The organism is Desulfosporosinus sp. Sb-LF, assembly GCF_004766055.1.
Taxonomy (GTDB): Bacteria; Bacillota; Desulfitobacteriia; order Desulfitobacteriales; family Desulfitobacteriaceae; genus Desulfosporosinus.
Genome location: NZ_SPQR01000002.1, coordinates 330,049 through 351,310 on the forward strand (window position 1 = coordinate 330,049; position 21,262 = coordinate 351,310).

19 protein-coding genes, 5 tRNA genes and 1 other RNA gene are annotated in these 21,262 nt (G+C 42.6%); 24 read left to right on the forward strand and 1 reads right to left on the reverse strand.

The window, feature by feature from the left end; genetic code table 11:
* The first annotated feature begins 69 nt into the window (after positions 1-69).
* The 7 genes from E4K68_RS04365 to spoIIR all read left to right on the forward strand — a co-directional run bounded on the left by E4K68_RS04365 (position 70) and on the right by spoIIR (position 2,431).
* Positions 70-159: transfer RNA gene (locus tag E4K68_RS04365), tRNA-Ser, on the forward strand.
* A gap of 6 nt (positions 160-165) precedes the next feature.
* Positions 166-242: transfer RNA gene (locus E4K68_RS04370), tRNA-Arg, on the forward strand.
* A 52-nt stretch (positions 243-294) separates the two neighbouring features.
* A tRNA-Arg gene (locus tag E4K68_RS04375) sits at positions 295-372 on the forward strand.
* Between the two features lie 13 nt (positions 373-385).
* A complete protein-coding gene (tadA, locus tag E4K68_RS04380) occupies positions 386-832 on the forward strand; it encodes a tRNA adenosine(34) deaminase TadA (RefSeq protein WP_135377506.1) in 447 nt (148 codons plus the stop codon).
* 65 nt (positions 833-897) lie between these two features.
* Positions 898-988: transfer RNA gene (locus E4K68_RS04385), tRNA-Ser, on the forward strand.
* A gap of 153 nt (positions 989-1,141) precedes the next feature.
* Positions 1,142-1,471 (forward strand): PAS domain-containing protein, encoded by a 330-nt coding sequence (locus E4K68_RS04390; RefSeq protein ID WP_282432961.1) that lies wholly within the window; start codon positions 1,142-1,144, stop codon positions 1,469-1,471.
* A gap of 225 nt (positions 1,472-1,696) precedes the next feature.
* The gene (gene spoIIR, locus E4K68_RS04395) at positions 1,697-2,431 is read left to right on the forward strand and encodes a stage II sporulation protein R (RefSeq protein ID WP_135377507.1); all 735 of its coding nucleotides are present in this window, start codon (positions 1,697-1,699) and stop codon (positions 2,429-2,431) included.
* Position 2,432: 1 nt separating this feature from the next.
* Here spoIIR and speD read toward each other — a convergent pair whose 3' ends face one another.
* A complete protein-coding gene (speD, locus tag E4K68_RS04400) occupies positions 2,433-3,248 on the reverse strand; it encodes an adenosylmethionine decarboxylase (protein ID WP_135377508.1) in 816 nt (271 codons plus the stop codon).
* Positions 3,249-3,453: 205 nt separating this feature from the next.
* On the opposite strand from speD, the gene E4K68_RS04405 reads away from it, so the two are divergent.
* The 17 genes from E4K68_RS04405 (at position 3,454) to E4K68_RS04485 (ending at position 21,233) form a co-directional block, all read left to right on the forward strand.
* Positions 3,454-3,545 (forward strand) — tRNA-Ser (locus tag E4K68_RS04405).
* A 63-nt stretch (positions 3,546-3,608) separates the two neighbouring features.
* Positions 3,609-3,874, forward strand: an RNA gene (gene ffs, locus E4K68_RS04410) — signal recognition particle sRNA large type.
* Between the two features lie 83 nt (positions 3,875-3,957).
* A complete protein-coding gene (gene dnaX, locus E4K68_RS04415; RefSeq protein ID WP_135377509.1) occupies positions 3,958-5,637 on the forward strand; it encodes a DNA polymerase III subunit gamma/tau in 1,680 nt (559 codons plus the stop codon).
* 75 nt (positions 5,638-5,712) lie between these two features.
* Entirely contained in the window at positions 5,713-6,060 is a 348-nt protein-coding gene (locus tag E4K68_RS04420) for a YbaB/EbfC family nucleoid-associated protein (RefSeq protein ID WP_135377510.1), read from the forward strand.
* A 7-nt stretch (positions 6,061-6,067) separates the two neighbouring features.
* Positions 6,068-6,664 (forward strand): recombination mediator RecR, encoded by a 597-nt coding sequence (gene recR / locus E4K68_RS04425; RefSeq protein ID WP_135377511.1) that lies wholly within the window; start codon positions 6,068-6,070, stop codon positions 6,662-6,664.
* Between the two features lie 229 nt (positions 6,665-6,893).
* Positions 6,894-7,148, forward strand: a complete 255-nt coding sequence (locus E4K68_RS04430) for a pro-sigmaK processing inhibitor BofA family protein (protein ID WP_135377512.1) — start codon at positions 6,894-6,896, stop codon at positions 7,146-7,148.
* 303 nt (positions 7,149-7,451) lie between these two features.
* Complete coding sequence (gene nifJ / locus E4K68_RS04435) at positions 7,452-10,982, forward strand: pyruvate:ferredoxin (flavodoxin) oxidoreductase (RefSeq protein ID WP_135377513.1); 3,531 nt, start codon at positions 7,452-7,454, stop codon at positions 10,980-10,982.
* 304 nt (positions 10,983-11,286) lie between these two features.
* Positions 11,287-11,823 (forward strand): CBO0543 family protein, encoded by a 537-nt coding sequence (locus E4K68_RS04440; protein WP_135377514.1) that lies wholly within the window; start codon positions 11,287-11,289, stop codon positions 11,821-11,823.
* Positions 11,824-12,136: 313 nt separating this feature from the next.
* Entirely contained in the window at positions 12,137-13,090 is a 954-nt protein-coding gene (locus E4K68_RS04445) for a DUF2935 domain-containing protein (RefSeq protein ID WP_135377515.1), read from the forward strand.
* Between the two features lie 388 nt (positions 13,091-13,478).
* Positions 13,479-15,053: a spore germination protein gene (locus E4K68_RS04450; RefSeq protein WP_199241682.1), complete on the forward strand. Its 1,575-nt coding sequence runs from the start codon at positions 13,479-13,481 to the stop codon at positions 15,051-15,053.
* Positions 15,054-15,055: 2 nt separating this feature from the next.
* The gene (locus E4K68_RS04455) at positions 15,056-16,150 is read left to right on the forward strand and encodes a GerAB/ArcD/ProY family transporter (RefSeq protein ID WP_135377516.1); all 1,095 of its coding nucleotides are present in this window, start codon (positions 15,056-15,058) and stop codon (positions 16,148-16,150) included.
* Entirely contained in the window at positions 16,147-17,349 is a 1,203-nt protein-coding gene (locus E4K68_RS04460; protein WP_135377517.1) for a Ger(x)C family spore germination protein, read from the forward strand. Before E4K68_RS04455 ends, E4K68_RS04460 begins: the two co-directional genes overlap by 4 nt.
* A 49-nt stretch (positions 17,350-17,398) precedes the next feature.
* Positions 17,399-17,632: a sigma factor G inhibitor Gin gene (locus E4K68_RS04465; protein ID WP_135377518.1), complete on the forward strand. Its 234-nt coding sequence runs from the start codon at positions 17,399-17,401 to the stop codon at positions 17,630-17,632.
* Positions 17,633-17,790: 158 nt separating this feature from the next.
* On the forward strand, positions 17,791-19,227 hold the full coding sequence (locus E4K68_RS04470; protein ID WP_135377519.1) for an amino acid decarboxylase: 1,437 nt from the start codon (positions 17,791-17,793) through the stop codon (positions 19,225-19,227).
* Positions 19,228-19,247: 20 nt separating this feature from the next.
* Positions 19,248-20,126, forward strand: a complete 879-nt coding sequence (locus E4K68_RS04475) for a DNA polymerase III subunit (RefSeq protein ID WP_135377660.1) — start codon at positions 19,248-19,250, stop codon at positions 20,124-20,126.
* The gene (locus tag E4K68_RS04480; RefSeq protein WP_135377520.1) at positions 20,119-20,931 is read left to right on the forward strand and encodes a stage 0 sporulation family protein; all 813 of its coding nucleotides are present in this window, start codon (positions 20,119-20,121) and stop codon (positions 20,929-20,931) included. The genes E4K68_RS04475 and E4K68_RS04480 overlap by 8 nt, the downstream gene beginning before the upstream one ends.
* Positions 20,928-21,233 carry an initiation control protein YabA gene (locus E4K68_RS04485; protein WP_106797850.1) on the forward strand — a complete coding sequence of 102 codons (306 nt, stop codon included), beginning with the start codon at positions 20,928-20,930 and terminating at the stop codon, positions 21,231-21,233. The genes E4K68_RS04480 and E4K68_RS04485 overlap by 4 nt, the downstream gene beginning before the upstream one ends.
* Positions 21,234-21,262 lie beyond the last annotated feature (29 nt).

Here is a 21,262-nt window from a genome sequence, read left to right on the forward strand (position 1 = left end):
ATAATACTAGAAGAAGATAGTTGCTTTTCTAGAAAATATATGGTATGCTACTATTCGGTTGTTTTATTTGGAGGGGTGTTCGAGCGGTTTAAGGACCCGGTCTTGAAAACCGGTGACTCCGTAAGGGGTCCGTGGGTTCGAATCCCACCCCCTCCGCCATAATATGCGTTCGTAGTTCAGCTGGATAGAGCGTCAGACTTCGAATCTGAATGCCGGGGGTTCGAATCCCTCCGAACGCACCAATTCTTTAATATCAGAGTTCGATGTTCGTATATCGAACACGAATACTATTTAGGCCTCGTAGCTCAGTGGATAGAGCGGGGGTTTCCTAAACCCTGTCTTGCGGAGGTTCGACTCCTCCCGGGGTCACCATATAGAGGGATATATGCTTCATCAAGATTGGATGCAACTTGCGCTCATACAGGCTCAAATGGCATATGAACAAGGAGAAGTTCCAATCGGAGCGATTGTTGTTCATCAGGGTCAAGTGATTGCTGCAGCGCATAACGAAAGAGAAATGAATAACGACCCCACAGCACATGCAGAAATTTTAGCAATTCAACGAGCAGCAAAAGTTTTAGGAAGTTGGCGTCTAACAGATGCTAGCTTGTATGTCACACTGGAGCCTTGCCCGATGTGTGCTGGGGCAATTATGCAATCTCGCATAAAGAGACTGATCTATGGGGCAATGGATTTAAAAGGCGGTGCAACAGGTTCGGTGATTAATGTCTTGGATAGGACACTTTGGAACCACCGCGTTGACATTATTGCTGGGGTTATGGAAGATGAGTGTTCTGACATCTTAAAAAAGTTTTTTCGGAGATTACGCTGAGATTGAGTGTCCTTTCTAATGCTTTGATAAGAACTTGTTTTTGTCTTAGCATTTTAATTGTATATGGAGGAGTATCGAAGTGGTCATAACGAGAGCGACTCGAAATCGTTTGACGGTGTAAACCGTCCGTGGGTTCGAATCCCACCTCCTCCGCCACTACATAAGAATCAAGGGTCTTCGCACACATAAAGCGAAGCCCTTTTATTTTTTAGGTATAGAGAATGGTAATGACCAAAAATCATAGGTCATCAGTTACTTTATTTGAAGAAAAATCTATTGGAGGGTATTTCGATGTAAAAGGAAAAAATATTGTCTTATATCTTAGATTCATACCCCTATCCAGTGGTATTTGTTGATTGTGATCATATTATCCGACACATGAATAAAAAGGCTAATTACCATTATTACCAGGAACGTAGATACCGTGATCTGATTGGTAAATCGGTGTTTACTTGTCATCAAAATGTGGAGTCAGTTGAAATGATAAAAGCAGCAGTTGAAAAACTTAAAAATCACGCAAGTGAAGTTTTTTTACATGTTAATGTTAGGAATGAAAGAGTATATATAGTTCCTGTAAGAGATGAGAGTGGTAGATTATTGGGATATTTCGAGAGATTCGAAATGAATTTACAGAAGTAGTCATAAAAATTAAACACTAACGGGGAATAAAAATTTTTAATCTCCTTAAGAGAACAAATGGGGTTTCGCAAGCATTGCGAGGCCTCTTCTATTTCTACCCAGAAGAAAAGCTCGTAAGTTAAACCTTTTCTACTTTGCTTAAACCTTCACAATCTTGGACATACTGTTATTAGTTAAGAGATGTAACAGATAACAGTATGTCCATATGAGGGGGTTTGATTTTTAATGAAAGCAGTAAATACTATTATTATAAGTTTGATTGCATTTATGCTAATTGGAGCTTTTTGGGGACCAATTCGTGGGGGAAATGCGACTGAAAGTAATAAAGTTGCTGCCTCTTCATCTTCTAATGAAAAGGCGTTAGCTTCAACACCAGATCAATTGATTCGCTTTCATGTTCTCGCAAATTCGGACAACGAACAGGACCAAGCGCTCAAGCGAGCCGTTCGTGATGCCATTCTCAAAGAAGTTTCTCCCCGGTTAGCTGTTTCTCGGTCCTTAAGTGAATCTCGGCAACTGCTTAAACAAGTTCGTCCGGATATGGAGGATATTGGTCGGTCAGTAGTAAAGGCTTGGGGTAAGGATTATTCGGTACATACAGAGTATGGACATTTCTCATTTCCCACAAAATCTTATGGCACATTGGTTCTGCCAGCTGGTGACTATGAGGCATTACGTGTGGTGATCGGAGAGGGCCAAGGTTCAAATTGGTGGTGTGTACTTTTTCCACCACTTTGCTTTGTCGATATTGATCATTCCACTGCAGTTCAAGTTGATGGAAAGCCAGGGATACCACTTAAAAACGAGCTAAGAGGTGGTGTTTCAGGCGGAGTTAATAGAGGGGTTAAAAACGAAGCCTTGGCTTTACCAATCAATCAAACATATAAAACTACGAAAAGCTCGCCTAAGATACGATTTTTCTTTTGGGAAATGGTTAATCGTCTTACTACTGCCGTGTAAGTTAGACCCTGGGGATGTTCCTACCATGGAATATTTCTGCCATTTCTTTCGTTAGACGTTGTTTTATCTTTTTTTTCTCACTTGGAAGGAGTTCCTTTTTTGCCGTCCCGAACAAATAATTATCGAGATCAAAGTCTTTTAGGATCATTTTAGTATGAAAGATATTTTCCTGATAGACATTAACGTCAATCATCTGATAGAGTTCTTTTATTTCTTTGGCAACATAATTTTGAATGGAATTAATTTTATGATCAATAAAGAACTTCTTTCCGTCGAGATCTCGGGTAAACCCCCGAACTCGGTAGTCTATAATAGCTATATCTGATGAAAAGTTAGTTACTAGATAATTGAGGGCTGCTAGTGGGGAAATTTTGCCACAAGTTGAGACATCAATATCAGCTCTGAAAGAACTGATCCCTTTGTTAGGGTGACTTTCTGGATAGGTGTGAACGGTAATGTGGCTTTTATCCAGATGGGCCACAACGTCCGAAGATGTGTCTACAGAAATAGGATCAGATTTGGGCTTTTCTAGAGGGACCAGTTCCTGTTCTTCTGAAATAAGCATTGTGACACTGGCTCCTTGAGGGTCATAGTCTTGTTTGGCAATATTTAGGATGTGTGCGCCGATGATGTTGGCTACATCTGAAAGGATTCTTGCTAGTCTATCTGAATTGTATTCCTCATCGACGTAATCAATGTAGGCTTGACGGTGTTCAAGTGACTTAGCATAACAAATATCGTACATATTGAAGCTGAGTGTTTTTGTAAGGTTATTGAAACCGTATAATTTGAGTTCTTTCAATGGTTTAATTTCCATTTGCGTCCTCCAAAACTTCCTAGAACATTATTAGTAATAAGGGATACACAGAGTACTCTACGATATTTAGGGCAAAAATATTCAATGAGAATGGATTTACTGGTAGCATATCATAAATAATCATTTTAGCTATTGACGGGCGTGTCTCTATAAGATATAATATCATTTGTTCACTAAATTAACCAAAAGGCGTTTTGTTGAGCATGGAGAGGTGGCTGAGTGGTCGAAGGCGCCCGCCTGGAAAGCGGGTACATTGGGCAACCGGTGTCGAGGGTTCAAATCCCTCTCTCTCCGCCAAGTTCAAAGGATATAAGCCAAAGTATTCGACTTCGGCTTTTTATTTTGCTATAATTAGTTTAGCCGTACTAGATGGGGAGGTAGCGGTTCCCTGTAACTTGCAGCCCGCTCTAGCAAGATGGAATTCCCGCGAGAGGTCCTCGCCTGTGAAGCTGTCTTTGATTAGCAACGATGAGATTTTGGTCTTGCGCAACAGAACACTCCGAACCGTGTCAGATCTTGACGGAAGCAGCACTAAGGAGAGCGTTCTGTGTGCCGTAAGGTTGCCTGAATCGAGTTCGCTGATCAGGGTAACGTTCGGAGGCGATGGTTCAATCAAGGGTGTACGGCTATTTTATAAATAGGGATAAAGGTGGTCATTGTACCATCTTTTTTGGCATATTTATAGACTCTGTTTATCGAGGGTGAAATTATGGCTTATTTGGCACTGTACCGTGAATGGCGTCCGAAAATGTTTAGAGACATAGTAGGACAGGATCATATCACCAAAACATTAGTTAATGCCCTAAAGCAAGGAAAGATCGCTCACGCTTATTTATTCAGCGGTCCGAGGGGTACAGGTAAAACCACTGCGGCCAAAATATTGGCCAAGGCCTTGAATTGTGAACAAAAAGATGGCGTTGAACCCTGTAACCATTGCGCTTCCTGTACTAGTATTGATCATGGTTCAGCCATGGAAGTTTTTGAAATTGACGCTGCTTCAAACCGCGGAATCGATGAAATTAGAGATTTACGTGAAAATGTAAAATTGAGCTCAATTCAAGGAAAATATAAAGTTTATATTATTGATGAAGTACATATGCTAACAACAGAGGCCTTTAATGCCCTGCTCAAGACACTGGAAGAACCTCCACCCCAGGTTATTTTTATTTTGGCAACGACTGAGGTTCAAAAAATACCTTTGACAATTCTCTCTCGTGTACAGCGTTTTGAATTCCATCGTATCTCGGTAGAAAATATTCAAAATAGATTAGTGGAAGTGTGCACGTCGTTAAATCGTCAAGTCCATCCAAATGCTTTGGTGGTGATTGCCCAAAAATCCGAAGGAGGCCTTCGGGATGCCTTAAGTATTTTAGATCAATGCTTGCTTCAGGATGGCCCGATCGGGGTAGAGGATGTCTATCTAGTCCTAGGAATGGTCGGTGAGACTTTCAGTGCTCAGTTAGTGGACTCATTGCTCTCCTCAAATTATAGTGAGTGCTTAACCCTTCTAGCGGAGGGAATTCAGCAAGGGCGTGATCCTCGACAGATTATTCGAGAACTCTTAGATTATCTTCGTCAAATGCTGTTAACTTCGGCTACGAGGGAAGCGCCTTTGGTAGCACCCCATATTCAGGAGCGGTTGCTCAAGCAGAGTGAACAGAGCGGGATTTCTCGAATGTTGCACTGGATTTCCATACTATTGCAAGGTGAAGGTCAGCTCAAATATGCGTCTAACGCACGATTAGCTGCCGAACTGTTGTTAGTTCAGACGATTCATGAGAATCGAGCACCATCTATAAGTGGTCAAGAGGAGATTTTAATACGATTATCCACTTTGGAACAACAGATTCAAGGGATACGTTCAGTCCAAGGGGACGTAAGCGAAAGAAAGCCCTCAGCCAGTTCGAACGTGGTGCGCCAGAGGGTTTCTAATGTAGCAAATAATGCACCCATAACGGTAAAGAATGTTAATGCGAATATTACCGAGAGTACTGAGGGAGTAGTTCCTAAACAAACCCTCAGCATCGAGGGGATCCAGGAGCGTTGGACTGACGTTTTAGATCAGGTCAAGAAACTTAAAAAGTCAACCCAGGCCTTTTTGTTGGAAGGGAAACCAGTTCAACTTGAGGGAAATACCTTGACGATCCTTTTCCGTGAAGGATGTTCCTTTCACAAAGACAAAGTCAATCAACCTGATAATAAGCAGACGATTGAAGATGTTCTTAAGAAACTATTCAGTATTTCGATAACACTTCAGAATTTCATGGAGAACGAATATCAAACCAGGGAAACATCTGAGAGCCAAGAGTTGAAGAGGCAAGAACAGACCTTAATCGACAAAGCTAAAGATATGTTTGGACCAGATCTTGTGGTTGTAAAAGAGAGGTAAACCAAAGTTTAAATAGCATGAAAGTCAACGACTTTCAAATGATTGATAGGACTAAATAAGATAGGATGTGTTAAAATGGCAGGTTTAAAAGGAATGGGCGGCGGCGGTATGGGTGGTAATATGAACCAGATGCTAAAGCAGGCTCAAAAGATGCAAGAGGATATGGCGCGAGTACAGTTGGAGCTTCAAACTAAAACGGTAGATGCTTCTTCTGGCGGAGGAATGGTACAGGTCGTAGTGAGTGGGAAAATGGAATTAGTAGAGTTGAAGATTAAACCAGAAGCTGTCGACCCACAGGATGTAGAAATGTTGGAAGACCTAGTTAAAGCAGCCTTAAACGAAGGGCTAAGGAAGGCCCAGGAAATGGCCAGCAATGAAATGGGTAAACTGACCGGTGGCTTAAAGATCCCCGGCTTGTTCTAGGTGATCTATGGACTTTTTACATTATCCACAACCCTTGGCAGATCTTATAAGTAACTTGTCCCGACTACCAGGGATTGGACCAAAGACTGCTGGACGGCTCGCTTTTTATCTTCTTCAACAACCACGGGTCTCAGAAGATTTGGCTGAGGCGATCGTTGTGGCTAACCGGGAAATCATGAAGTGTTCGCTATGTTCTAATTTTACGGATATTGACCCTTGTGTGATCTGTAATAATGTTCACAGAGATCAAAAGTCGCTTTGCGTTGTAGAGCATCCTAGAGATGTTGTATCCTTAGAAAAAACCAGAGAATTTAAAGGACTTTATCATGTTCTCCATGGTGTTCTTTCCCCAATGGAGGGAATTGGGCCAGAGCAATTGACCATTAAACAGCTCTTGAAACGATTAGACGGAGTTCACGAAGTGGTTATGGCCTTGAACCCGACTGTGGAGGGAGAGGCTACGTCTTTATACTTAGCACGCTTACTCAAACCTTTAGGTATTAGGGTAACCCGCATAGCGCATGGTTTGCCCGTCGGTGGAGATCTAGAATATGCGGACGAAGTGACCATTGCCCGGGCTTTGGAAGGTAGAAGACAATTATAGTTAACGATAATATATTAGCTCCATCTTGCATAGTTATTTAAGCACATTGACTAATCGCCAAAATCGTTTAGTGGATGTGCCTTTTTATCTTAATGCTATATTAGTGGAGCTTTTTCATATACGATAATCTGATTTATTAGCAAGTTTTCTGGAAATTAGTAGTGTTGAGTTCTTCTTTGCCCTAGGCAAGCATATTTATGGACTAGCACTGGGCGAAGGAGGTAAATTCATGACCTTAATCTTTCTGGGTTTGCTTATTTTGCTAATAGGCTTGGTCGTTCGGTCTACCCTGAGTAAGCCTAATTTGTTGATAAAGATTCTGATTCATATGCTAGGAGGAATTGTCGGACTATGGGTGTTCGACCTTTTACTTAGTATTCTAGGATTTGCAATTCCACTAAATTTTTTCACGATAATTTTAGTTGGATTGTTGGGATTTCCAGGGGTCTTAACTCTAACTGTATTGCAGTTTTTAGGAATCTAAAGGAGTGTTAAGATAGCTACCGTTGGTATGAGGAATTGTGTCTCGAAAAGCTAAACTTCTTATTAATTTTCTTGACGGATTCGATAATTAAGAGTTATACTTATCCTGTCCAAAGGGGAACTATTCGGGTCATACCCGAAGTAGTTCCCTGAATCTGTTTTTACGGTCTTTAATGAAAATTCTCTCTTTTCAGTATACAGCTCGACTCTTAATTTCTTGAGCTTATTGAGAAAATGGAAGGAGAGTAAGACCTCTTTTAGAGACCTAAAATTAAATTAATCACATGAATTAGGAGGATGAATAATGGCTAAAATGAAAACCATGGATGGTAATGAAGCGGCAGCTCACGCGTCGTATGCGTTTACGGAAGTTGCCACGATCTTCCCCATCACTCCCTCTTCGACAATGGCCGAACTAGTGGATGAATGGGCTGCTCATGGAAGGAAAAACATCTTTGGACAAACTGTTAAGGTTGTAGAGATGCAATCCGAGGCTGGGGCAGCCGGAGCAGTACATGGTTCCCTGCAAGCTGGGGCTTTAACCACCACATATACAGCTTCACAAGGCTTACTTTTAATGATTCCTAATATGTATAAAATTGCTGGTGAGCTTCTCCCGTGCGTATTTCATGTGAGTGCCCGTGCCCTGGCAACCCACGCTCTATCAATTTTTGGTGATCATCAGGACGTCATGTCCGTACGTGCCACTGGTTTTGCACAGCTTTCTTCACACAACGTGCAAGAAGCTTTGGACCTAGGCTTTATTGCTCACCTTGCAACCGTTAAATCGCGAGTTCCTTTCATGCATTTCTTTGACGGATTTCGTACTTCTCACGAAATTCAAAAGATTGAAATTCCAGAGTATGAGGAAGTTGCTACCCTTCTTGATATGGATGCAGTTCAAGCCTTCCGTGATCGTTCTTTGAATCCAGAACGACCAGTACTTCGTGGAACAGCTCAAAACCCAGATGTTTATTTCCAAGGTCGGGAAGCTTCCAATAGTTTTTATGATGTAATTCCAGATATGGTTGAACATTATATGCAAGAATATAAGAAACTCACCGGTCGTGAATATCACCCATTCCAATATTATGGTGCTGAAGATGCAGAACATGTTATTGTGGCTATGGGCTCGATCTGCGACACCATTGAAGAAACCATTGATTACCTAGTAGCTAGAGGAGAAAAAGTAGGAGTTATTAAGGTTCACCTCTTCCGTCCTTTCTCCAGTGATTATTTCTTCAAAGTATTACCTAAAACTGTGAAAAAAATTGCAGTTCTTGAGCGTACTAAAGAGCCAGGTTCCTTAGGCGAACCTCTCTACCTAGATGTTAAGGATATTTTCTACTCTAGCGATATGAAACCTGTTATTGTCGGAGGTCGCTATGGCTTAGGTTCTAAGGATACGACTCCTTCTCAAGTTCTAGCTGTTTACAAGAACCTCAAGTCTGAAGCTCCGAAAAACGGCTTCACGATCGGTATCGTAGATGATGTGACTTTTAAATCTTTAGCTGAAGATGAAATCATCGACACCGCTCCAGAAGGTACTATTTCTTGCAAATTCTGGGGACTTGGTTCCGATGGTACTGTCGGTGCTAATAAGCAAGCTATTAAGATCATTGGGGACCACACTAAGCTCTATGCACAAGCTTATTTCCAATACGATAGTAAGAAATCTGGCGGTATCACAGTTTCCCACGTCCGCTTTGGTAAAAAACAAATTAAATCCCCTTATTATGTTACAGGCACGAATTATATCGCTTGCCACAACCAAACTTATGTCCACCAGTATGATCTCTTAAAGGGCCTGAGAAAAGGTGGAAATTTCGTCTTGAACTGCCAATGGACTCCAGAAGAGCTGGAAGAGAAACTTCCGGCTGCTATGAAGCAGTCCCTCGCTAAAAATGAAGTTAACTTTTACATTATTGATGCAGTATCGATTGCTCGTCAAATTGGGCTCGGTTCTCGCATTAACATGGTCATGCAAGCAGCTTTCTTCAAGCTTGCTAACGTAATCCCTGTCGAAGAGGCTATTGATTATCTAAAGGCTTCCGTCGTGAAGACCTATGGTAAAAAAGGCCAAAATATTGTTGATATGAACAATGCGGCGATTGATAAAGGGGTATCTTCTCTTGTTAAAGTGGAAATCCCTGCATCTTGGGCTAATGCGGACAATGCGCAAGCACAGGCGGCAGCTGCAGTTGAAGAAACAGATTTTGTGAAAAATATCCTTCGTCCGATGAATGCTTTGGAAGGAGATAACCTCCCAGTTAGCACGTTTACGGGCCGCGAAGATGGGACTTTCCCAGTAGGAACCGCATGCTCTGAAAAACGTGGTATTGCGGTTGTCGTACCAGAGTGGCAAATGGATAAGTGTATTCAATGTAACCAATGTTCCTATGTATGCCCGCACGCAGCAATTCGTCCGTTCTTGATGAACGAGGAAGAAGCGAAAAACGCTCCTGCAACCTTCGTTGGTAAGAAAGCGATTGGTAAAGAAGCTGTAAATCTGCAATTCCGTGTTCAAATAAGTACACTAGATTGTACAGGTTGTGGCAACTGTGCTGAGGTATGCCCCGCTAAGGATAAGGCTTTGATTATGAAACCAGCTGCTGAACAAATGGAGCAACAAGCAGAGAACTGGGAATTTGCAGTTACTCTCGCTAACAAGAGCAAGCTCTTTGATGTAACGACGGTTAAAGGTAGTCAGTTTGCGCAACCTTTGCTTGAGTTCAACGGCGCATGCCCTGGTTGTGGAGAAACAGCTTATATTAAACTTGTCACCCAACTTTTCGGTGACCGTATGATGATAGCAAATGCTACCGGCTGTAGTTCGATCTGGGGTGGAAGTGCTCCTTCAGTTCCTTATACTACGAACCAAGAAGGTAAAGGACCTAGTTGGGCTAACTCCTTATTCGAGGACAACGCTGAGTTTGGCTATGGTATGTACTTGGGTGTTCGTCAACAACGCGAAAAACTTGTTGAGTTGATGACTCAAGCGCTGGAAATGGAAATCAGTGCTGAGTTGAAAGAAGCCTTCCAAGAGTGGATTAAGGGTTGGGATGATGCTGAAGCCTCCAAGGTTGCGACTGTTAAGGTCCTAGCTGGACTTAATGGATATGTTGGAGATAATAAAGTTCTCTCAGAAATCCTGGCAAAGAAAGATAATCTCATCAAGAAGTCTCAGTGGATTCTTGGCGGGGACGGCTGGGCTTATGATATCGGTTTTGGAGGTCTAGACCACGTCTTAGCTTCAGGAGACGATGTTAATGTGTTTGTTCTAGATACCGAGGTTTACTCAAATACTGGAGGACAATCCTCTAAGTCTACTCCTCGGGCAGCTGTCGCTAAATTCGCTGCTGCGGGTAAGAAGATTCGTAAGAAAGATCTAGGCATGATTGCTATGAGCTATGGATATGTTTATGTAGCTCAAATCGCTCTAGGCGCTAACATGGCTCAAACGATTAAAGTGATTAAAGAAGCAGAAGCTTATAAAGGACCTTCTTTGATTATTGCCTATGCTCCGTGTATTAATCATGGCCTCAAGGTGGGTATGACCAAGAGTGTACAAGAACAGAAGAAAGCAGTTGATTCTGGTTACTGGCATCTCTATCATTATAATCCAGATCTGATAGACCAAGGCCAAAATCCATTTAGTCTTGATTCTAAAGAGCCAACCACGTCCTTCCGTGAGTTCATTATGGGCGAAGTTCGATACTCCTCCTTGGTGAATACTTTCCCAGATACTGCAGAGGAGCTATTTGCAGGGGCTGAGAAATACTCAAAGGTTCGCTATGAGTCCTACAAACGCCTCGCTGACCAAAAATGGGACTAGAAACTAATTCATAGGATTTTCAATATATCTTGATTGAGAGGGCAGGTTTACCTGCTCTCTTTTTGTTGTTTTTTTTACAATTACATAAATTCCTTGAAATAAAGTTAAGATATCTAGAAGTACAACCAGATTGTATTGGTCTAAGTGAATTCATGAAGTACACCATACTCAATTTTTGCCCTTAGTGTTTGCTTTTTGCATAGTTCATTTTTATCTTAAGTATGAAAAAACGTTACTTTCTTATATTGATTGATTTCCGACGTCATAACATGAAAGCTTGCTATAAAAGTTAGAGGAGGGCATTATGAGCCACCTTATAATAAAGGTTTTTACAGATTATCAGATCATCGTAACTATAATAATTGTTGCGATATCGTTGAAGTGGGGCGATTGGAGGAACTGGAAACGCTATTACCCAACCATGTTATTCTATATAACGGGTAATTTTGTCTATGATTTAATCGCCTATAATTATCCTTTGTGGGAGTATGAATCCCCTTTGTTGAAGACCACTTTTAGTGACCTATTGATAGCCTTAGTATTCTATCCGGCAACAATTGTTTTATATCTACCCCATATACCGAAAGGATTCCTGAAACAAGCTTTGTGGGTAACATTTTGGGTATGTGTTTATTCAATCGTGGAAATAGTTTCCTATGGATTTGGTTTTTTCTCTTATCATAACGGTTGGAGCATAGGGTGGTCTATATTATTTGATTGCTTTATGTTCCCCTTATTGTGGCTGCATTACAGAAAGCCAGTTTGGGGCTTGCTCATGGCAGTTGCAATGGCCTATACGGTTATATGGTATTTCCAAATACCTTTTTCTAGCATGAAGTAAGACGAAGGATAGTCAGTTAGATAAAATCTAGATGTATCTAAAATAAGTTGGCTATGGAAAGTCACCATATTTTTTGCAACCTCATTTTTGACATGATTTTATATAAATGGAGTATCCTTAATATTCGGCACATTGGCAGTAGGCTATTTCCTAATTCTCCGAGCCCTATTTATAGGGATATTAATGTTAACTAACCGTTTTTCGTGCTAAAGTGAACCACTTTCACCTAAGTTTGAAACATCTCTCGCAATCCTAGTTCCTGGCGAACATATTGATTACCTCTGGAATAAGATGTGCAAAAGAGAGAAGGGCGGTGTTGGCTACGGGTAGTGTGCCAATGATTGGAAACTTTGTCCGTGAGTCACTAGATCTACACTTGTTTTTCGCCCGAATTATGAGAGAACATGCCATTTTCCTGCAAGCTAGTTTTTATCCGAAAGATGTTACTTATGCTCAGCAAGCGGAACAATTTAAGTGTCAATATGACGAAATTCTTAAGGAAGCCCTGATGCTGAGCGATTGTACAGCCTCTGTAGAGGTACTGAAATCTGGAGAATTGGTCACTAATGAAACTTTGCGTTCTGAGCAGAAGACCCAGGAACTAACAGGAATATTGATTGATATGACGTTAACGACAGAAGAATTTAGAGTAACCCAAGACCAAGGGACTATTCCAGCTGAGATCCAACCGCAGGTTAGTGAATTAAATCATAAATCGATAAATCTTACGACCTCTTTTGCGAAATTTAAGGCTATGGTATTGAATCAAGTCACCCACTGTCATCTAGCGACCAATTTGTTCCCTTCACAGTTAGAACATGTTTACAGAGAAGCCCTCTTTTATCTTAAGGTTATAAAGCGAATGCAAAACAATCAGTTCGTGGATGGCCGTGTCGACTTGTTTGAACAAGAGGTTTTTTGGGGTGAAATCATGGAAGAACATGCAATGTTCGTACGGCATCTCTTAGACCCGTCCGAAAAGGAACTTTGCCGTAAGGCGAGGGATTTAGCGCGGCGATTTGAACAGTTGGAACAAAAAATGAAAGGCGAGGGATTGCCAGCTTCTAGCTTTGGACGACTTAGGCAAGAAAATATTGCTGCAACATTATCAATTGCTGAATTTAAAGCTACGGGCACGGAACTCCTTTTGGCTTGTCAGGTTAAATCGTTATTATCCCCGCTCTTAACGGACCATACGTTGAGGGAAGCCAACTACTACTTGAGAATTTTACAGTCATGGAAACCAGGTTATATCGGTCGAGGTTAACCGCGATTGACTAGAAAAGTTCATAATGAACTTTAAGACGTAAACGGATAAAGAGAAGGATGCAGGCACATGCATTCTTCCTTGATCCGTTACTTTTTTCCATGCAAGGGAGAAGAGTTGTTCACTTTGCTCCGTATTCACTACAAGGAACCTCGTTGGGTTTGGTTGATATGACATATTCCGGAATACCTTTATAAAGTATAGGATTTGAAGGATTATAATAACGCTAGGGTTCGACATCAAAAACAAGAGCATTTCACACATAAAAGTAGTGAAATGCTCTTGTCCTTTTAGGGGGTTGGGTTTTGTCCCGTAGAGAAGAGAACCAAAGACTTACGAATAATCGACTCGTTGTCGGACAAAATAAGCTTGATAAGGAGGGGGAAACGTGCGCAGCTGGATGAAAATGATCAAAGAACTCACCATTCGCCCGAAGGGAGAACGCCAGATACGGAAGTCTCCCTCGTATTCCTTTGAAGAGGATCTAAATAAGCCTTTATCTGGGACTGCAGTGAAGGAGATCTTATCTAAGAGTAGCGATGTCGTGTTCAGGGAGTTTTCTCTTCAAGGGAAAGAACTTATACCCTGTATCTTAGCGGCAGTGGATGGGATGGTAGACAAAAATCTACTCGATCAATTTATTCTTAAACCTCTCATGGTGGATTTGGCTGGACATCAGGAATTTTCCCAAGTGACATTATCAAATGTTGTGGATAAACTGCAGAGTCTACTTCCTGGCCTAGAACTTAAGAAAATATTCAAAATGGGAGAAGCACTAGATGCCGTTTTGTCCGGTGATGCGGTTATGTTTTTCGGCGATACTGAAGTGGGGATCGTTCTCGGTGCCAAGGGATGGGCTAATCGTGGCGTTACTGAACCAATCACGGAGTCGATCGTCAAAGGGCCGCGTGAGGGATTTTCGGAAACGCTTCGGATTAACACCTCACTTTTGCGGCGCAAGATCAAACATCCCTCCTTACGGATAATCTCCTTAAAACTTGGTGACATAACGAAGACCGATATTGTAGTCACATATATCGAGAAAATAGCAAGTCCAGATATCGTCTCCGAAGTTTTTAGGAGGCTGAGTAAGATTAAGATTGATGCCATGCTAGGTAATGGATATATTGAGGAAATGATTGAGGATAATCCCTATTCGCCCTTTCCTCAAATCTCCTTTACTGAGCGTCCAGATGTCCTGGCGGGGAAGCTACTGGAGGGGAAAGTGGCAATTATTGTCGATGGAACCCCCATAGTCCTTGTGGTACCAGCAGTATTGACGCAGTTTTTAAATGTGAATGAAGACTATTACCAACGGGCCATGGTAGCAATCCTTGCTCGTTTTGTCAGGTTTGTTGGAGCATTTGTAGCTATCATGGCTCCTAGCGTATACATAGCAGTAACGACATTTCATCAGGAAATTATACCGACAGACCTCCTGATGAGCATATCGGCAGGCCGGCAAGGAGTGCCCTTTCCAGCCCTGCTAGAGGCCTTGATTATGACGGTCACTCTAGAAATATTGCAGGAAGCGGGGCTCCGTTTACCAAAACCTATTGGGTCGACGATTGGAATTGTAGGGGCACTTATTATTGGTGATGCAGCAGTGAAGGCAGGGCTGGTCAGCCCCCTAATGGTCATAATCATTGGATTAACGGCTGTAGCGAGTTATGCAATTCCAACCTTCGATTTGGGTCTGGCGGTTCGGCTTATTCGATTCCCATTTATGGTTTTGGCGGGTGTACTTGGTTTCTTTGGGGTATCGGTAGGTATTTATGTGGTCACTATTCACCTGCTAGGCCTTCGTTCTTTCGGAGTGCCATACTTGAGCCCGATTGCTCCTTTGCGTGTGCGGGCCTTGTTACAAGATACGTTTGTTCGGGCTCCCTGGTGGGCGTTAAAACGTCGTCCTCAACTTATCGATGTTGAGGAACCCCGATCAGGAGAGAAAGGGAAAGGGTAACAATGGAAAGAATCTCTCCACATCAATTTATGACATTAGGGTCAGCTGTACTCCTGGGGACAACGTTCCTCCCCATAGCATTGATTGTTACCGGAGTTGGTGGGCGGGATGGCTGGATGAGCATCTTGCCTGGATTTGTCATGGGAATTCCTTACGGACTAATGGTGCTCTCTTTCTTGGCACAGTATCCACAAAAGAACTTGTTACAGATCACAGAAATACTCCTCGGTAAATGGATCGGGAAAATCATAGGGATCATGTATATCTTAATCACGGGTTACTTTGGGGGATTATTGCTAGGGCAAGTCGGGAATATCTATGAAGGTTCGATTATGCCCTTAACCCCCTTCTGGCTGTTCTGCCTAGGAGCACTACTACTCGTCTTCTACTTGGTAAGCTCTGGAATCGAAGTGCTTGCTCGCTTCTCCGAAGCCATATTCCCTGTGATCGTGCTCGCGTTGGTGCTGAATCTTGGTCTCTCTATACCGCGGATGGAACAAGGGGAACTTATGCCTATCTTAAGTGAAGGAATAAAACCCCTTTTATTCGGGGTAATCAAAACTTTACCTTTTGCGATGGAGTATACCCTCTTTTTAACGGGAATCCTTACGTTTCTTCCCACCGGTAAGCAAGAATTTGGCCAACTGAAAAGAGAGATTTGGCGAGCAGTTTTCTTGGTGGGCAGCCTAGATACTATGGTTGTCTTAATTCAGATTCTTGTCTTTGGACCCACTGAAACCGTCCGTATTGTGTATGGTTTATTAGAATTAGGGAAGATGGTGGAAGTAAGTCGGACGGTAGCGGGGGTTGAATCCATATTTCTGGGGGTTTGGCTTGGAGCAGCAGCCATAAAAATAGGTGCTTTCTTTTTCATGTCGACTTGGGGTTTAGAATCAGTCTTTAACTTGAAAGGCCTAAAATGGAACCTTGCCGTGGGTACCGTATTCGTGGGGATCGCCCTCGGGTTTACAAGAGCTCCTAATTTGATTACGGAAATTTCACTTGTTGACAATTATGTGATCTTGCCTTTTACCTCCGTTTGGATCCTCGCCCTTTGGGGAATCTCCCGCTGGAAGAAGGGAGCTGGTGTGCAATGAAAAGTAATAGGAAACGCAAAGTTATGCTTTTATTGATCTTAATGGCTTGTAGTCTATTCTTAAATGGCTGTTGGGATAAACAGGAAGTGGAAGAATTGGCCCCTTTGGTCGGGGTAGGATTTGATCTCGGTCAAAAGCCTGGTACGTTTCTTATTACGGAACAATATGCACTACCCAAAAAAGGTGCAGCAGCCTCAGAGATTGAAGGCTGGACGTATAGTTCTGAGGTTTCAAGTGCCCGGGAAATGAATGAGATGACTTCCAAGCTTCTAAATCTCCAACCTTTTATGGGTTCACTAAAGGTTATCGTCATTGGCGAAGATGCAGCAAAAGTTGGTTTTAAAGATATGTTGGATTTCGCACAACGCTTATCTGAATTTCGCCGGTCGATGTATCTGGTTTTAGCCAAAGGAAAAGCCGAAAGCCTATTAAACATGAAATTGCGCAAAGGGGAACTACCGGCGATGTTCCTTAAAAGTAATATCGAAACAGGGAAAACTATCTCGACTTTCCCAACAGTACGCTTAGGGCATTATCTTACGGTTTTGGGTAGGAAAAGTACAGCGCCAATTCTCCCGATGATTGAGAGTATAAAACCGGGGGATGGGGGCATTGAATACGAAGCGAAGGATGGGGATGGGGCACAAGAAGCTCGGTTTCAAGGTTCCGGCGTTTTTCGAGAGGACCGTTTAATTGATTTCCTCACGGACGATGAAACTAAAGGGTATATGTGGCTAGAAAACCAAGTTGTACAGCGCTTAATCAATACGGTGGGTCTTGAAGAAAGTCAGGTTAATTTTAGTGGGCAAGTTATAAAATCTAGGACAAAGTACAAAGTGAACGATAATAACGGAACAATAGAGCTTCAATACCGGATCAAAGTGAGTATTTCAGTTGACGAAGTGATGGGACTAAAGAAACGGCTTTCGGAGCCAGAGTGGGTGGATTTTATGAAAGGGGCAGAAAAGAGCTTTGCTAAGGTAATTCAGAAAGAATGTGAGCTTTCTATTAAGAAGGAAAGAGAGTTGGGCTTGGATTTCTTAGGAATTGGACGGCACATTGAACAGCGAAATCCAGCGTATTGGAAGACGGTTAAGGATCATTGGGAGGATGATATCGCAGATTTTCCAGTTTCAGTGAATGTTGAAGTCACTATTAATCATTCGGGAATGTCAGGTAACAGCGTAACGACTAATTGAACTCGAGAGGGGTAAGACTAGGGGTAGATGTAACTAGGAGGAATATAAAATGATGAAGACAATTCATGAAGAAAACAACGTGCAGGAAATCGTTGTAAACGAAGCAAAAATTCTACCCATATGTTATCGCTGTGCTCAGGTTCCTAAAAATGGATTGTATGATGGGTTCCGGATTGAGGGAATGTTTTTTTGTTCGGATTGCCAGGAGGAATTGTTTACGGCTGAGCCGGGCTCTCCTGAATATAAAGAATTTCAGTTTTTGATAAAGGAAATTCTCTTTTAACCCTTAGAGGCAATTCATGAATTGCCCTTTATCCTAGTGTCGGAAAAATATCGATGAAATTCATTGTGGATGAAAAATTTCCTAATTCGTGTTAAACTATAAGGAATACCATGTATTAACTATGTTTTGGCGAATAGTCAGGTGAGTGGAGGTTATCGGTGGGTAAACTGGGAGAGGGATTGAGCCGTTATCAGAAACTAGGATTCTGCTCGTTCCATACTCCTGGCCATAAAGGTCGGGAGGAATTTTTTGATGGCTTAGACTTTAGGAGCTTTGACTTAACAGAGCTTCCAGGCCTCGATATGCTTCATTCACCGAGTGGAATTATTGCTGAGGCCCAAAAACGTTCGGCTGAGGTTTTTGGAGCTGAGGAGACGTTTTTCCTAATCAATGGAGGAACGGTCGGAAATCAAGCGATGTTTCTATCTCTGGAAGAAACATCGGATAAACGTGTTGTTGTTGAGAGAAGCTCTCATCGTTCCGTAATGTCGGCTTTAGTTTTAAGTGGAAGGAAACCGCACTATGTGATACCCACAGTTCATCCGGAATTTAACCTTCCTTTAGGATTGGATGTTGGGAAACAACGCATTCCGTGGCCGGAAATTTCTGCTTGCCATGTGACGTATCCCAGTTATTACGGGACAGGCTTCGAATTAAACCAATTATTAGATGAGAGAAAGCGTATGGGGTGTAATACACCTATTCTTGTCGATCAAGCACACGGTTCACATTATCTAGGCCCACTTTTTCCTCCGAGTGCTTTAGAGCTTGGTGCAGACCTTGTCCTACATAGTTCTCATAAGACCTTAAGTGCCTTGACTCAGTCGGCTATGCTTCATGTTCAAGGAGATAGGATTTCTCGCACCCGCTTGAGGCAAAGCCTAGAAATTCTGCAATCTTCAAGTCCGAGTTATTTACTTCTGGCTTCATTAGAAAGGGCTGGAGAATTCGCTTTGAATTTTGGACGTTGGGCTAGTCTTCGAGAAGAAGTCGAAACTCTTCATCGCAAAGTTGGCAGAAATTTTCGCATCCTCTCTCAAAAAGATGCCGGAAGCTACGACATTCACACAGTGGATTGGTCTAAAATCTTAATTAATACCTTGCCCCTTGGTGTTCCTGCTTCTCGCTGTGTGGAATACCTCCGAGAAAGTTACGGGATTGAACCAGAGTTGTGGGATGAGGAAAATATTCTGTTCATGTTAGGAATTGGGAACATGCCAGAGGATGTCCGAAGGCTTACAAAGGGGTTAGAAAGTTTAGCGGAGTCAGCGTCCGGTTTCCCTCGTTTGCCTGGATTCGTAGAATTGAAAAAGCGAGTGCAATACGATGGAAACGTAATTCCTCCCTTGCCTAATTTAATTCTTTCTCCGAGGGAAGCTTTCTTCGCACATAAACGACAAATTTCTCTCAAGGAAAGTTTGGGACATGTTGTCGGGGAAACCATCTCCCCTTATCCGCCCGGAATACCTGTCATCGTGATGGGCGAACTAATGACTCCTGAAGTACTGGGTACACTCCTCACCGCTGGAGAGGGGCGTTGGCAAGGGTGGGACGGCTTTAGAAACCAAACAATATGGGTGGTCGATCAGGAATAAGGGATGAAAATGGAGATATCATGAATCTACAGTTGGCACTTTTAGAGAAGGCGGCACGCGAAGGTCGCTTGGCACATCTCTTACTGTTTCATGGAGGAAGTGCCTTGCATCAACGAGAGGTGGCTCTTCGGTTGGCGCAGATTTTAAACTGCGATCTCCCTACGCCAGAGGGACCATGCTTGAGTTGTTCAGCTTGTCGGAAAATTTTTAGTGGGAATCATCCCGACGTGTTATGGTTAAAGCCACTCAAGACGACCCTCGGAATCGAGCAAGTCCTGGCATGGCAAGAAAAGGTATCCCTTAGGCATTACGAGGGGAACTATAAGATTTCTGTCATCGAACACGCGGATGCTTTGACGTTACCTGCAGCGAATGCACTGTTGAAAATCATTGAAGAACCGCCAGAGAGAACTGTGATCATATTATGTGCTGAAAATGCTGAAGGGATTTTGCCCACGATTCAGAGTCGCGCACAGCTTGTTTATTTTCCCGACCTATCCGAAGAAACTTGGTTGGAGAGATTGGGTGAAGTGGATCGGCAAGAAGCCGCTCAGGCCTTCAGTTTAAGCGGGAGAAACCAGAATCTGGCGACAGCCATTTTGGAACACGGTGTTTCTTTGCTGCAAGAATGGATTAGGAAGTTCAGGATTGCGGTAGAAGAAGAAGATTTTCTTAAACTCTTTTCTCTTTTCCCGATCGACAAGAATCAAGCAGTTCTTTATTTGCAAGTCATGGCGGTAAAGGCGCAAGACGGGATTCAAAAAGGTACGGTCCATCCTTTTGAGCTTTTGGCGATTGGAAAAGCAAGTGATGTACTAAGACAACAAGTAAATCCGAGATTGGTGATTGAAGTATTGGCTTTAGAATTATTCCAACAAGGAGGGGCTCTCTGTGATTGAGGTTGTAGGTGTTCGCTTTAAGCACGCCGGGAAAATATACTATTTCTCCCCGGGAGACCTTAAGCTTGCTGCATCTGATAAGGTAATTGTGGAAACAGCAAGGGGTATTGAATTTGGGGAATTGGTCATCCCCCCTCGTCAAGTGGCTGACGAGGAAGTGATTCTTCCTTTGAAACAGGTCATGCGTAAGGCGACAGCAGCGGATGAACAGTTTGTCGAACAGAATAAAGCAAAAGAAAAAGATGCCTTCCAAATCTGCTTAAAGAAAATCTCAGACCATCATTTACCGATGAAATTGGTCGATGTGGAATATACATTTGACGGAAATAAGATTATTTTTTCCTTTACGGCTGAGGGGCGAGTTGACTTCAGGGAATTGGTGAAGGATTTAGCAGCAATATTTAGAACGCGCATAGAGCTACGCCAAATTGGGGTTCGAGATGAAGCCAAAATGCTCGGAGGGGTCGGTTCTTGTGGACGGATTCTTTGTTGTACTTCTTTCTTAGGAGATTTTGAGCCAGTCTCAATACGAATGGCTAAGGATCAAAAACTTTCTTTGAATCCAACCAAAATATCCGGGATTTGTGGTCGTCTTATGTGTTGTCTTAAATATGAAAATGGTTGTTATAAATCTGAAGATAGAGAGCATTGTTGCCGCCGCAACACTCAAGATGGAGAAAGGAGCGCCGAAGCTCCGGATGAACAGAATCTTCGTGAGGAAAGTGCCCCTGCTCTCAAACCAGACGGGAGATTGCAACGTAATCGGAAAGGGGAAAAGCCCAAAGGAAAGAGTGAGAAAGTATGAGCCAATTGACTCAGGCCTTAACGGAAGTAGAAGAGAAATTGCGTTCCCTTCTTGAAGAAGTTAATCGTCTGAAGCCTTATGTTCAGGCTTTAGAGGAAGAAAATATTAAGTTGAAGCGAGAATGGACCCTTCCGGAAAAAGAAACGGAACGTGTTATAGCTAATGCTGAACATATACAAGGGGTCGCCCATGATAATCTTGTGCGCCTGTATCAAGAAGGTTTTCACGTCTGCCATCTTCATTTTGGGCAACCGTTAGAAGGGGATTGCCTTTTCTGTATGGGCTTTTTAAGGAAAGATTAATTCGTTCACGAGGAAGTTCTGGATTACGA